The sequence below is a fragment of the Haloplanus ruber genome (genome assembly GCF_024494725.1).
GTDB lineage: Archaea > Halobacteriota > Halobacteria > Halobacteriales > Haloferacaceae > Haloplanus > Haloplanus ruber.
Map to the genome: position 1 here is coordinate 246,113 of NZ_JANHDK010000003.1, position 11,775 is coordinate 257,887.

At 68.1% G+C, this 11,775-nt stretch carries 16 protein-coding genes; 7 read left to right on the plus strand and 9 right to left on the minus strand.

Going from position 1 to position 11,775, the window contains the following annotated elements; translation table 11 throughout:
* Nucleotides 1-19: 19 nt before the first annotated feature.
* The 3 genes from NO878_RS11830 to NO878_RS11840 all read left to right on the plus strand — a co-directional run bounded on the left by NO878_RS11830 (nucleotide 20) and on the right by NO878_RS11840 (nucleotide 2,711).
* Nucleotides 20-811: an electron transfer flavoprotein subunit beta/FixA family protein gene (locus NO878_RS11830; RefSeq protein ID WP_256406200.1), complete on the plus strand. Its 792-nt coding sequence runs from the start codon at nucleotides 20-22 to the stop codon at nucleotides 809-811.
* A complete protein-coding gene (locus tag NO878_RS11835; protein ID WP_256406201.1) occupies nucleotides 808-1,767 on the plus strand; it encodes an electron transfer flavoprotein subunit alpha/FixB family protein in 960 nt (319 codons plus the stop codon). The genes NO878_RS11830 and NO878_RS11835 overlap by 4 nt, the downstream gene beginning before the upstream one ends.
* A 101-nt stretch (nucleotides 1,768-1,868) precedes the next feature.
* Complete coding sequence (locus NO878_RS11840) at nucleotides 1,869-2,711, plus strand: polyprenyl synthetase family protein (protein ID WP_256406202.1); 843 nt, start codon at nucleotides 1,869-1,871, stop codon at nucleotides 2,709-2,711.
* On the opposite strand, the gene NO878_RS11845 is transcribed toward NO878_RS11840, so the two are convergent.
* Nucleotides 2,708-3,823: a DUF373 family protein gene (locus tag NO878_RS11845; protein ID WP_256406203.1), complete on the minus strand. Its 1,116-nt coding sequence runs from the start codon at nucleotides 3,821-3,823 to the stop codon at nucleotides 2,708-2,710. The two genes, NO878_RS11840 and NO878_RS11845, sit on opposite strands and share 4 nt — an antisense overlap.
* A gap of 81 nt (nucleotides 3,824-3,904) precedes the next feature.
* Between NO878_RS11845 and NO878_RS11850 the strand changes: the two genes are divergently transcribed.
* On the plus strand, nucleotides 3,905-4,105 hold the full coding sequence (locus NO878_RS11850) for an HVO_0649 family zinc finger protein (protein ID WP_256406204.1): 201 nt from the start codon (nucleotides 3,905-3,907) through the stop codon (nucleotides 4,103-4,105).
* On the opposite strand, the gene NO878_RS11855 is transcribed toward NO878_RS11850, so the two are convergent.
* The 7 genes from NO878_RS11855 to NO878_RS11885 all read right to left on the minus strand — a co-directional run bounded on the left by NO878_RS11855 (nucleotide 4,095) and on the right by NO878_RS11885 (nucleotide 9,919).
* On the minus strand, nucleotides 4,095-6,005 hold the full coding sequence (locus tag NO878_RS11855) for a DUF2070 family protein (protein WP_256406205.1): 1,911 nt from the start codon (nucleotides 6,003-6,005) through the stop codon (nucleotides 4,095-4,097). The genes NO878_RS11850 and NO878_RS11855 overlap by 11 nt on opposite strands.
* Nucleotides 6,006-6,045: 40 nt before the next feature.
* Nucleotides 6,046-6,594, minus strand: coding sequence for a GMP synthase subunit A (locus NO878_RS11860; protein WP_256406206.1), 549 nt, complete (start codon nucleotides 6,592-6,594; stop codon nucleotides 6,046-6,048).
* Nucleotides 6,595-6,640: 46 nt separating this feature from the next.
* Nucleotides 6,641-7,207, minus strand: coding sequence for a DUF7097 family protein (locus NO878_RS11865; protein WP_256406207.1), 567 nt, complete (start codon nucleotides 7,205-7,207; stop codon nucleotides 6,641-6,643).
* A 32-nt stretch (nucleotides 7,208-7,239) separates the two neighbouring features.
* Nucleotides 7,240-8,397 carry a multicopper oxidase domain-containing protein gene (locus NO878_RS11870; RefSeq protein ID WP_256406208.1) on the minus strand — a complete coding sequence of 386 codons (1,158 nt, stop codon included), beginning with the start codon at nucleotides 8,395-8,397 and terminating at the stop codon, nucleotides 7,240-7,242.
* A gap of 122 nt (nucleotides 8,398-8,519) precedes the next feature.
* Complete coding sequence (locus NO878_RS11875; RefSeq protein WP_256406209.1) at nucleotides 8,520-8,687, minus strand: DUF8143 family protein; 168 nt, start codon at nucleotides 8,685-8,687, stop codon at nucleotides 8,520-8,522.
* Nucleotides 8,688-8,897 (minus strand): zinc ribbon domain-containing protein, encoded by a 210-nt coding sequence (locus NO878_RS11880; RefSeq protein ID WP_256406210.1) that lies wholly within the window; start codon nucleotides 8,895-8,897, stop codon nucleotides 8,688-8,690.
* A gap of 62 nt (nucleotides 8,898-8,959) precedes the next feature.
* Nucleotides 8,960-9,919 carry a hypothetical protein gene (locus NO878_RS11885; protein ID WP_256406211.1) on the minus strand — a complete coding sequence of 320 codons (960 nt, stop codon included), beginning with the start codon at nucleotides 9,917-9,919 and terminating at the stop codon, nucleotides 8,960-8,962.
* A 168-nt stretch (nucleotides 9,920-10,087) separates the two neighbouring features.
* Between NO878_RS11885 and NO878_RS11890 the strand changes: the two genes are divergently transcribed.
* From NO878_RS11890 to NO878_RS11900, 3 genes are read left to right on the plus strand one after another with little or no spacing between them, the layout of a single operon-like run.
* The gene (locus tag NO878_RS11890) at nucleotides 10,088-10,825 is read left to right on the plus strand and encodes a hypothetical protein (RefSeq protein ID WP_256406212.1); all 738 of its coding nucleotides are present in this window, start codon (nucleotides 10,088-10,090) and stop codon (nucleotides 10,823-10,825) included.
* A complete protein-coding gene (locus NO878_RS11895) occupies nucleotides 10,825-11,178 on the plus strand; it encodes a DUF192 domain-containing protein (RefSeq protein WP_256406213.1) in 354 nt (117 codons plus the stop codon). Before NO878_RS11890 ends, NO878_RS11895 begins: the two co-directional genes overlap by 1 nt.
* A 44-nt stretch (nucleotides 11,179-11,222) precedes the next feature.
* Entirely contained in the window at nucleotides 11,223-11,561 is a 339-nt protein-coding gene (locus NO878_RS11900) for a cupin domain-containing protein (protein ID WP_256406214.1), read from the plus strand.
* A 7-nt stretch (nucleotides 11,562-11,568) separates the two neighbouring features.
* On the opposite strand, the gene NO878_RS11905 is transcribed toward NO878_RS11900, so the two are convergent.
* Nucleotides 11,569-11,742: a hypothetical protein gene (locus NO878_RS11905; RefSeq protein ID WP_256406215.1), complete on the minus strand. Its 174-nt coding sequence runs from the start codon at nucleotides 11,740-11,742 to the stop codon at nucleotides 11,569-11,571.
* Nucleotides 11,743-11,775 lie beyond the last annotated feature (33 nt).

Sequence of the window (11,775 nt, forward strand, 5' to 3'; positions counted from 1 at the left end):
GCCCCGGAAGGGATCGATCATGAAGGTTCTCGTGACCGTCAAGGAGGTCGCTAACGTCGCCGACGACTTCGAGATTGAGGGGTTGACCATCCCGGAGCAGTTCCTCGAATACGACCTCAACGAGTGGGACGACTACGCCGTCGAGGCCGCGGTCCAAATCGCGGAGGACCGCGACGAGGACGTGGAGGTCGTCGCTGTCACGGTCGGTCCCGAGCGGAGCGAGGAGACGGTTCGCATGGCGCTGGCGAAAGGCGTCGACCGCGCGGTCCGGGTCTGGGACGACACGTTGGCCGAGGCGGCCCTGGTCGGCCCGACCGCCATGGCGCGTGTCCTCGCGGCTGTCGCCGAGGCGGAGGACCCGGACCTCGTCCTGTCGGGCGTCCAGGCAGCCGACGACGGCTTCGGCGCGACGGGCGTCGCCCTCGCGGAACACCTCGAATACGCGTGGGCCGCGGTCGTCAACGACCTGGAACTCGACGACGAGACGGCGTCGGTGCGCCGGGAACTCGAAGGCGGCGTCGAGGAACTTACTAGCGTCCCGCTCCCCGCGGTTCTCACGATCCAGACAGGGATCAACGACCCGCGGTACGCGAGCCTGCGGGGCATTAGACAGGCCCAGCGCAAGGAACTCGACGTGCGAACACTCGCCGACCTCGGCCTCGATCCGGCGGTTCTCGACGACGACCTGACGCTCACGGGGCTGGCACGGCCCGAGAGCGAGTCGGACGCCACGCTGTTCGAGGGGAGCGCAGCGGACACCGCGGATGACCTCGAGACCGTCCTGCGGGACGCGGGGGTGAGCGCGGAATGAGCGACGGCGACGTACTCGCCGTCGCGGAGCACCGGCGCGGCGAACTCCGCCCCGTGAGCTACGAACTGATCGCCGCGGGGCGTGACCTGGCGGCCGACCTGGGCGGCGACCTGCACGTCGCCGTGATCGGCGGCGACGTGGACAGCTTCGCCGAGCGGGTGAACCGTGCGGGCGCCGACGTCGTCCACACCGTCGACGAGGGCGAGGAGTTCAACCACGACGTCTACGCGGCGGCGACGACGGCGCTGTTCGAGGCCGTCGACCCGAGCGTCCTCCTCCTGCCCAACAGCGTGAATGGTCTCGATTACGCCCCGGCGGTGGCGACGCGACTCTCGATCCCGCTGGTCAGCGACGCGGTCGACCTGACGGTCGCGGACGACCTCGTCGTCACCCGCGAGACGTACGGGTCGAAGGTGGAGACGACGGTCGAGGCGACCACGCCCGCCGCCGTGACGATCCGCGACGCCGAGTGGCCGTCCGTCGAGGACCCGGGCGACGCCACCGTCGAACCCTTCACCGTCGATATCGACGCGCCGTCGATCCGCTCGACCGTCCGCGGGTTCGAGGAGGTCGGCGCCGGCGACGTCGACATCGGTGAGGCCGAGTTCATCGTCTCGGTCGGCCGGGGCATCGACGAGGAAGCGAACCTCGAACTGGTCGAGGAGTTGGCCGACGCGCTGGATGCGACGCTCGCGGCGTCGCGGCCCATCGTCGACAACGGCTGGCTACCGAAAAATCGGCAGGTCGGGCAGTCCGGCGCGGTCGTGACACCGAAGGTGTACCTCGCACTCGGCATCTCCGGGGCGGTCCAACACGTCGCGGGCATGAAAGGCGCGGAGACGATCATCGCCGTCAACACCGACCCCGACGCCCCCATCTTCGACATCGCGGACTACGGCGTCGTCGGCGACCTGTTCGAGGTCGTTCCGGAACTCATCGAGCGGTTCGAATCGTAGGACGCCATCGGACGGCCGCGGGACCGCGGTTGGGTGTGCCGACTGGGTCGAACGCTACGGGAGCGTCACGTACTTGCCGTGCCCGCCCCTTCAATCGGGCAATGGAGTATCTGGATCGGCGGGTCGGCTTGGTGAACGACCGCCTCGAGTCGCTCATCGAGGCGGTCGAACCGCCGGAACTCGCCGCGGAACTCGAACACGTCGCCCTCGCGGGCGGCAAGCGCGTCCGGCCGGCGGTGACGGTGTTGACCTGCGAGGCGGTTGGCGGAGCGCCGGCCGACGCCGTCGAGTTCGCCGTGGGGATCGAACTCGTCCACAACGCCTCGCTGGTGATCGACGACATCATCGACCGCTCGGACGTGCGCCGCGGCACGCCGAGCGCGTGGGAGGCGTTCGGCTACGGCCCCGCTATCGTCGCCAGCGACGGGCTGCTCGGCGAGGCGTTCGCGCTCTTTTCGGAGGACGAACGCGCGATGCGAATCGTCGCCGAGGCGATGGTCGAACTCGGCGAGGGTGAGGCGACGGAACTGGTCGCCCGCCCCGAGACAGAGGCCGAGTATATGGAACTCGCCCGGCGCAAGACGGGTGTCCTCTTCCGGGCGGCGGCGGAACTCGGCGCGGTCGCCGGCGGCGCCGACGCCTTCACCGTCGAGTCCCTGGGTGACTACGCCGAACGGGTCGGCGTCGCCTTCCAGATCCGCGACGACGTACTCGACGCGACCGCCGACGCGGACGCGCTAGGCAAGCCGACGGGCCAGGACGCCGAGATGGACCGCCCGTCGCTGGTCCAGGTAACGGGGCTCTCGCCCGACGTGGCAAACGAGCGGGCGCGCCGGCAGTCGGATCGGGCGCTGTCGGCGCTGGCCGCAGCCGACACCGAGGACGTCGACGCCGTCGACTACCTCCAAGACCTCGCGGAGTTCGTCGTCGTTCGGGACCGCTAGGCGGGGTCGGCGCCCGTCGGATACCGCGACTCCGCGACCGCGAAGGTGAGTGTGCTGAGAACGCCGAGTAGCGTCCCCACGACGAGCGCAACCGCGAGATCGGTCAGGGTCAGCGTCGCCATCCCCTCGACGGGGGGCAACAGGAACCCCGAGACGGCATAGAGGACGACCGCGATGGCGGCGACGTAGAAGGGGGCGTTCAGATAGCGCCACTTGAAGCGCTCGGCGAGGTACTCGTCGGTCACCTGCCCCAGACTGCTGGTGATCCCCGCGGCGGCGAACCACTGGATCGCGCCGTTGACGAGCGCAGCGAGTACCGTCACCGCCGAGGGGTTCCCGGCGATGCCGCCCTCGACAGTGTGGAGCGTCGAGACGCCCTCGGCGCCGCCCACGACCAGGAGCGCCGCGGCGACGACGTAGGTGATGATCGTCACCCGGCCGGCATAGAGGACGTTCCGCACGCGGTCGGCGGCCTCGTCGACCGTCGATTCGAGACCGAGACCGCGGAACAGCGTATAGAGGCCGAGCAACGCGGAGATGACGCCGAGGACGGCTGCCCCCGGCACGTCGAAGAAGGTGGCGATGGTGACGAAGGGGTAGATCAACAGGAGGATACCCAGTGGCACCAGCAGGGTCCCCCGTGTCTCGGGGTCCGCGAGCACCTGCTTCATCGTGTAGTACATCGATTCCAGATTCTGCGCCTGGCGGACCACAACCCGCCGGACGCTGTCGATGGGCACCCGCGAGCGAATGACCGGCAACACCGACTCGTCTTGGGCGCCGTCGGTGATGACGATGGCCCGCACGGACTCGCCGGTCGAGAGTCCCGCCAGCACGCGGTCGACCTCCTCACCGACCGCCCGAGTGGCCCGCACCTCGCTCCCCTGAACGCCGGTGACGGCTGCCACCTCCACCTCTTCGCTCTCCTCTCGGCGGAGGTCGTCGAGTACGTGAAGCCCCTGGAACATGACGTTCACGTCGGAATCTTCGGGGTCTGCCGTGGCGAGGTGGACGGCCGCGTCTCTGACGGCGTCCCGACCGACGACCGGTGTCTCGATGCCGGTCTTGCGACCGAGGTCGTCGTCGAGGTCCACACAGAGCACCAGGAGCACGCCACCTCGTATGCAACCCTGATATTTGCCTCTTCGGGACGATCCAAAGAATTAACACGTCACTTAGTCAATTGGTAACGTATGTCAACCACGAACCGATCCGGGTCGACACCCTTCGCTCGACTCCGGGCGCACCTCGAGGCGTCGCGGGCGGCGTGTCCGGCGTGCGGGTTCGAGGACCCCGAGGCCGAGTGGCGAGCGACCACCACGGGTCGCCGCATCGCGTACCGGCACCGCTGTCCGAGTTGCGACGCCGTCGACGAGCGCGCACTCACCCTGTAAGGAAGAAGATCAGGACGCTGACCGTCATCGCGACGATGATGATGACTGCGGCGAGCGCCCCGCCCATCGAGACGAGGGCGTTGGCGTGGCTGGCGAGAGTCTCCGTGCGGTCGTTACCGAACACGGTCACCGACGCTCGTTCGGTCGCCATCCCCGCCGCGACCGGTTCGAGGTCGGTGACAGCCTCGTCGACCAACCCCTCGATCAGCGCGACGAACTCGCCGTGATCGATGGCCGACCCCACCTGGTTGTCCGCCTCGACGCTGTTGACGATGTGTGTGTCGGTGGTCATCACCTCCACGGCGTCAATCGGGTCGCGGGCGGTCACCGCGTCGACCACCCGTCCCCGGAGACCGGGCACCATGTTGTTGCCGTCGACGAGGACGTAGGCCGTATATTGTCCCTCGACTTCGGCGACCGCGACCCGCACTCCGAGAGGGCCGATGCCGTCGAGCGGGTCCCACGGTGTCCGGTCCCAGGCGATGCCGAGGCGGAGCGGGCCGCGTGGTTCCTCTGCTAGTTGCTGTCCCGTGTGCCTGGCCGCGCTGATCATATCGAAGGCGCGCTCGCTGCCGGGCGTGACGTGGCCCAGGTCCTCGCCCTGGAGACCGTTGTTGGAGTTGTGGGCGTCGACCAACAGGACGTCTTCGAGGCCGACAGTGCGGGCCTCGGCGGCCGCCGAGAGGCCAACGCCGTACTCCACGTCGTCGGCAAAGCCCGGGGCGTAGGTGGCGACCAGCAGCGCGTCGTCGCCGAAGCCCTGGCCGAGCATCGACGCCTCGCCCGAGGCCGTGCGGACGCTCTGTGTCGCCTCCTCGGCGTACGTGATCCGGTCGCCCGCGGCGTCGATGGCGTCGAGGATGGCATCGACCTCGCGTTCGGTCACGAGGTTGAAATCGTGGCCAGCGGTGGCGTGGGGTGGAAAGACCAGCCCCTCGGTGTGTTCGGCGACGCGGACGGGGAAGTTCCCGCCCCCGATCTCTCCCATCGGGCCGGGGTGGATCATCGGCAGGACGAACCGCGCCTTCTGGGTGCCGTCGGGCCGCTGGAAGGACAGTACCGTCACGGGGACGACTGCCTCCTCGCCCAGTTTCTCGAAGAAGTCCTCGAGTTCGCGCGACCCCTCGGCGACGTGGCCGACGAAGCCCCGGATGAAATCGAGGACCGAGACGCCGAGGCTGCGCTGCCACGGGCGGTCGATCACTCGGATGAACGTATAGACGGCGCCTGCGTAAATCACGCAGGTGACCGCGAGCAGTTGGAAGTGTCCGGCGTCGAGGATCCAGAGTTCCGGCGGCGCCTCCGAGGCCCGCGAGAGGTAGGGCATCAGGTAGGCGTCGACGAGCGGACCGCCGAGTTCCAGAAACCGGACGGTGCCGCTGTAGACAAACAGGAAGAGCGCGGAGACGACCGTCTGGAGGCTCGCGGGCACCGCGGCGATCAGGAGCGAGGACTGCGAGACGGCCATGACGACCAGCAGGCGGAAGGCGAAAATGGAGGCCAGCGCGATCACTAGGGCGTCGTAGACGAACGTCTGTCCCAGCGGCGTCACCTGCGAGACGATGCCCGCGACGATGACGATGGCCACCAGGATGACCTCACAGATCAGCGCCAGCAGCGACGACCGGTTCGGGGTGAGTTTGCCGCCGACAGCGCGGTCGACGCCGGTCGTCCCCACCGAGGCGATGACCGTCGGGAGCCCGATGAAGAAGATGCCCTGCCAGGCGTCACGGCCGAGGATGAGCAGGTTCCGCCACGTCGGCGACGTGGTCCCCGAGTCGAAGGCCGCGATGCCGGCCATCGCGGCGATCACGAGCGCGAATCCGAGGCTGGCATACCAGCTGGGCGCGGTGAAGATATACCGCGAGAGGTCCGCCAGATCGGACTGGGTCGCCGTCATCAGTCGGCCGGAGGATGCGGGGCTTGGTAAATCCCCATCTTCACTCGCAGCGAGCGATGAAGTTCGCGAACACCTCGTCGCCCTCGGCGGTGTGGGCGACCTCGGGGTGCCACTGCACGCCGTACAGATCTCGGTCGGGGGCGCTCATCGCCTCGATTTCGCAGACGTCGCTGGTCGCGGTGTGGGTAAAGCCCGTCGGGAGGGCGGTCACCTCGTCGGCGTGGCTCGCCCACACTCGTGTCTCGGGGGCGAGCGAGCCGATCAGCGGGTCGCCCTCGTCGACGATCCGGACGTCCACGTCCGCGTAACCGCCGTACTCGCCGGAGCCGACCGACCCGTCGAGTTCCGTGGCCATGATCTGCATCCCCAGACAGATGCCGAGGATCGGCACGTCAAGGTCGAGGTACTCCCCACAGCGGCCGATGCGGTCCATGTCGGGTCCCCCCGAGAGGACGAGCCCGTCCGCGTCGAGGTCGCCCGGCGGCGTGTCGTTGTCGACGATTTCGGTGTCCACGCCCGCGTCGCGGAGCGCCCGGCGCTCCAGGTGCGTGAACTGCCCGTGGTTGTCGACGACGAGGATCCGAGTCATTACGACCGGATAGGCCGGTAGCGCCTAAAAGATGACCGGAACCGGTTCACTCCCGGTCGTCTCGTTCGGCCGCCGTCTGGAAGCCAAACTCGGCTTGCTCCTTGCTCCGGCGTTCCTCGCGGGCGGCCAGCGCCTCGGCGTCCGGGTTCACGTCGTCGTCGACGCGCGCCCATCCGGCGTGGACCTTGGCGTGACACCACCGACAGAGCGCCACCGTAATCTCGTGAGCGGGGTCGCCGTCCTCGTCGTCACCGCCGTACGACAGGTGGTGTTCCTCCAGTAACGGCCGCGTATCCGCGTGGGCCATCCGAACCTCTTCGAGTCCGCAGCGACGACACTCCCGACCGTCGGTCGTCGAGCAGTAGTGGGGACAGTCCCGCCAGTCGTCGTCGCCGGCGGCGAGACAGTCGTAGTCGTCGTCGCGACGGTCGGCCGCGAAGGCGAGGTCGTCGTCGGCCTCCGGCCGACTGCCCGAGGGACTGTGTCCCTCGCTGTCACCGGCCCGTTCCAGCGCGAACCGACAGCGGCCGTCAGAGGTCAGGTGATCGCACCGTCCGGCGTGGGCGTAGGGGTCGTCTACGCCCACCGACGTGCCCGTCGGCGTCCGCTCCATGGGTCACGGTCGGGAACCCACGGGCAAGAACCCTACCCCTCGTAGCCCGCGTACTCCATCAGCTGCGCGAAGACGTCGGAGTCCATCGCCGACTCGTAGACGATGCCACCGACCATTCCGCCGGGGTAGGCGTCGCCGTTCATCGCGTGGCTCACCTTGTGGCAGTGCATGAGGTAGATGCCGGGGTCGGCGTCGGCCTCGAACTCGATGGTCTTGCGCTCCGCGGGCGCTATGTTGAGGATGTCCTCCTCGTACTGGGCGGCCGCCGGAATCTGCGAACCGTCCTTCTCGACGACCCGGAACCGGTGGTTGTGGGTGTGGATCGGGTGGTTCATGTAGCCGTTGTTGGCGTAGTGGATCCGCACCGTGTCGCCCTCGCTCACCAACACGGGAGAGCCGTCCTCGGGGTGGAGCGTCCGCGGCGCGGACCGGCCGTTGATCGTGAACACGTCCGGCTGGCGGTTCCGCGGGCTGTAACTCACATCCTGCCCCGCCATCTGCCGGTTGAGCCGGGAGTCCCAATCTTTCACCGTCATGAACAGCTCCTGATCGGCAGGCTCGTACCCCTCGGGATCGACCCGGAAGATTCCGTACATCCCCATGTCGATGTGCCGGTGGGTCTGGTAGTGACAGTGATAGAGGTGGGTCCCCGGAACGTTCGCCGGGATCTGGTAGGTGTGTTTCTCCCCCGGTTTGACGGTAATCCCCGTCGTCGTCGGGACGCCGTCGTTCTCCCACGTCTTGCGGACGCCGTGGAAGTGGACGGTGTGGGGCATGCTCGCGTCCGTATTGTCGAGGGTCACCTCGATGTCCTCGCCCTCGGTCGTCCGGATAATCGGACCGGGAACGCTCGGCTCACGGTCGTCGGCCTGCCACGCCCAGACCCGCGGCAGTTCCACCGGGCCGCCCATCGCCTCGCCGGGATGGACCGGCAACCGCGAGGAGACCGAGCGGAGCGTCACTTCGTTGTTCTGTTCGGTCACGTCGACGACCTGTGGCTTGCCTGCGTCGGGGAGACCCCCGCCGCTTTGCTGTGCTGCCGTTGCCGTCCCCGTCGATCCAGGGGACCCGCCGTCGTTGTTCATCGGTGCCGTACAGCCGGCGAGACCGAGGACACCGGCCGTGCCGGTCGCCTTCACGAACTGCCGACGCGAGAGGTCCGTCCCGGGTGCTCCGACGTTGTCCGTCATACAACTATGCGTTGCCGGAGTATCCACAAGTCGGGTTCGTCGGTTCCCGTCGGTCGGCAATCGCGTCGGCGGATCCCGAATATGTTCGGATCCGACGTGGGGGGTGTGGTTCGCCGCCCGACTCACCGCCGGTCGCGCTCGTCGACGTCGCGGCGGGCGACGCGCTCGGCGGCCTCGCGGTCCATCACCGCACGGTCGTCGTGTTCCGCGCGGACGAGTCGGTACAGGACCAACGGGGCCGCCACGCCCGCCACGAGGACGAACGTGAGAACGACCGCCGTTCCGAACATTTAGCCCAGGAACACGTCGACGATGTCGCTTCCCGTCGACCCGGTGTCGCGGTACAGTTCCGAGTAGCCGCAGTTGACACACGACACCACTCGGAAGGAGTTGGTCTGAATGTCGAACATCTTGCTGAGGCCGCCGCCCGTGGTGGAAATCTTCCCTACGTCGGTTTCGGTGTGGCCACACTTCGGACAGCCGCGGTCGTCTCGTTCCATACGCACCGTTGGTGAGCCGTCGGACAAAGAACCGCCGTTGACTCAAAGACGCGTTTGGGCCTTCAGCTGTACTGCTCGTAGATGCTGTCGGCGTCGTCGGCGTTCCGCGAGGCGAGATACCGCAGGTCCTCGGCCACCGACTCGAAGGCGTCGGCCCGCTCCGGGAACTCGTCGAGGAGTTCGTCGAGGCGATCCTCGGCGTCGTTCAACACGTCGTAGGACCGGTCGGCCGTGTCGGCGGCCCGGTCGGTTCGGTTGTCGTCGATTTCGTCGCGTGCTCGCGACAGCAGCGTGAGTCCGTTCCGGATGTCCTCCGCGTCGTCGGCGAGGGTCGTGAGGATTTCTGCCTCGTCGCCCAACTGGGCCACCTTCTCGCTGTACTCGTCCTCGCCGATAGCCTCGACGGCCGCCGCGGGTGACGATCCCTCCGTCTCGGTCCCGATGGCGTCGATTGGTTCCGCGATCTGATCGGCGGCGGTCCCGACCCGTTCGACGTCGTCCTCCGCATCGTCTAGGTCGCTGTCGTCCATGTGGGTGTACGCCTCGGTGATTGCGTCGTGTCCCTCGATGAGCCACGACTGAGCGTCGGTGGCGTGCGTGAGGAACTGCTGCATGGTGTCGATGGCGTCGATGGTCTGTTGCTGTTCCTCGGTCGTCGCCTCGGCCTCTGCCTCCACGAGCGTCCGCTGGATGCCGTCGAGTTGGAGGAGCACCTCGCGTGCTCTGAACGACTCCGTCTCGGCCGTCACCGACAGGAGGTCGCCGGTGACTCCGTCGGTGTAGACGTAGACGGCCTCGGAGAACTGTCCTTGTGCGGTGCTGATCAACTCCGCCGCAGCCTCCGACGCCTCCGGTTCCGGCGTGGCCGTCGCCGTGGGCGTCGCGGTTGGCTCTGGTGTTTCGGTGGCCGTCGGTTCAGGCGTCTCGGTCGGGGTCGCCGTGGCGTCCGAGTCGCTCGGCTCTCCGCCGAAGCAACCGGCCACGAGGGGGGTCAGGGCGACGAGGAAGGCACGTCGATCCATGCTCGCCCCTGTGGTTTCGTCTCAGTAAAACGTATCGATGCTGTCAGACGTGTGTAGGACGTGAAAAGCCCGATTTCGAATGTCCGAACCGCTCTGTGCGACGTGCGTCAGACACATATCAGATTTAGATAAAAACATATACGTCGTCGTCGCCGTCAAATCCCTACGATGACCCTCCAGGACTCGTCCGCGGAACGCGACGGCGCCGGGGCCCGGGCCGCCGCCGTCGTCGTCGCGCTTCTCGTCGTCGACGCCGCGTGGAATCTCTCGCTCAATACGCTGCTCGTCCGCTCCGGGGCGGCCGAGACTCTCGGCACCACGTTCGCGGTGACCCTCCCGCTCACCACGCTGGGGGCAGTCGGGGGCCTTGCGCTCGCCTCCGTCGCGGGCCTCGTCCTGCTCGCGGCGCTGGCGCGGGTGTTCGCGGACGGTACCGGTGCTCTCGGGGGTGGCGAGACGCTCGTCGAGACGCTCGCAGCCTACGCCCGGGCCGTCGTCGTCGGCGTCGTCGGTGTCGTCGCCGCCGGTGTCGGTCTCGCCGCTCTCGTCGTTCCCGGACTGGTCGTACTCGTCCACCTGCCACTGGTGTTCGTCGCCGTCGCCGTCGACGGTGACCCCATCGCCCAGGCGGTCGACCGCACCTGGACGCGTGCCGGGGGCAACCGCGCCCGGATCACAGCCATCAGCCTCGCCGTCGTCGCCGTCCCCCTCGCGTTGGCCGTCGTCGCGACTCTCACTGCCATGCTCTCGCCGGTCGTGGAGTTCGCACTCGGTGTCGTCGTCACCGGCGCCGCGGCCGCGGCGGGTGTCGCTGCGTTCACCCGCATCGCCGCCTCGCTCAACGGGTCCGGGACCGGTTCGACACGCACCGACCGGGTGAATCCGGCCGCCTCCGGACGGCTCTAGTGCCCCGGGTCGTCCACCGTCCCGCCGACGGCGACGACCGAGTCCTCGCCGCCGACGCCGCCGTCGCTGACTCCCTCCTTGCGCAGGCCCGTGGTCTCATGTTCCGTCGCTCGTTTCCCGCCGACGCCCTCGTCTTTCCCTTCGACGGCGTCGGCGCCCGCACGCTCCACATGGTCGCCGTCCCCTTCGATATCGACGCCATCTGGCTCCGCGATGGCCGGGTCGAACGTGTTTCCCGCCTGTCGGCTTGGACCGGCCTCGGCCGTGCGCCCGCTGACACCGTGATCGAACTTCCTGCCGGCGTCGCCGACGGGGTGAGCACGGGCGACGGAATACGGATCGAAGGGCGCTGACGCCCGGCCGGAGATTTAAGCCCGCCGTGGTTCTCCGGGCGTGTATGGAGATCCGATCCATCGGCGACGCGGAGACGACCGAAGCGGTCGCCGACGTCCACCTCTCTCAGTTGGCGTCGGGCGAGAAGATGAGCGTTCAAGAGTTCACCATCGACGCCGGCGCGACGGTGCCCGAACACAGCCACCCGCACGAACAGGCGGGCCTCGCCACCCGCGGAGAGGTCGTCTTCATCCTCGACGGCGAGGAACGGATCGTCGGCGCCGGCGACACCTACGTGATCCCCGGCGGCGAACCCCACGCGGTCGAGAACCGCGGCGACGAACCCTTCGAGGGCGTCGATATCTTCAGCCCACCACGGACCGACCCCGACTGGCAGGACTGACCCCTCCTTATCCGCCGCCACCCGCGACGCCGCTCCCGATGGCGGCACCGCAGTCGCTACACGCGACGACGTAGAACCGCTTAGACGACCTGAACAGGCCGGCCATCTTCGAGTCCAAGTCGACGAACTCGACGTCCGATTCCGCCGCGATGGTCCCATCACACTCCGGACAGTGAACCATATCCGGCACGACGATACGGCTGTGTAAGTGTCT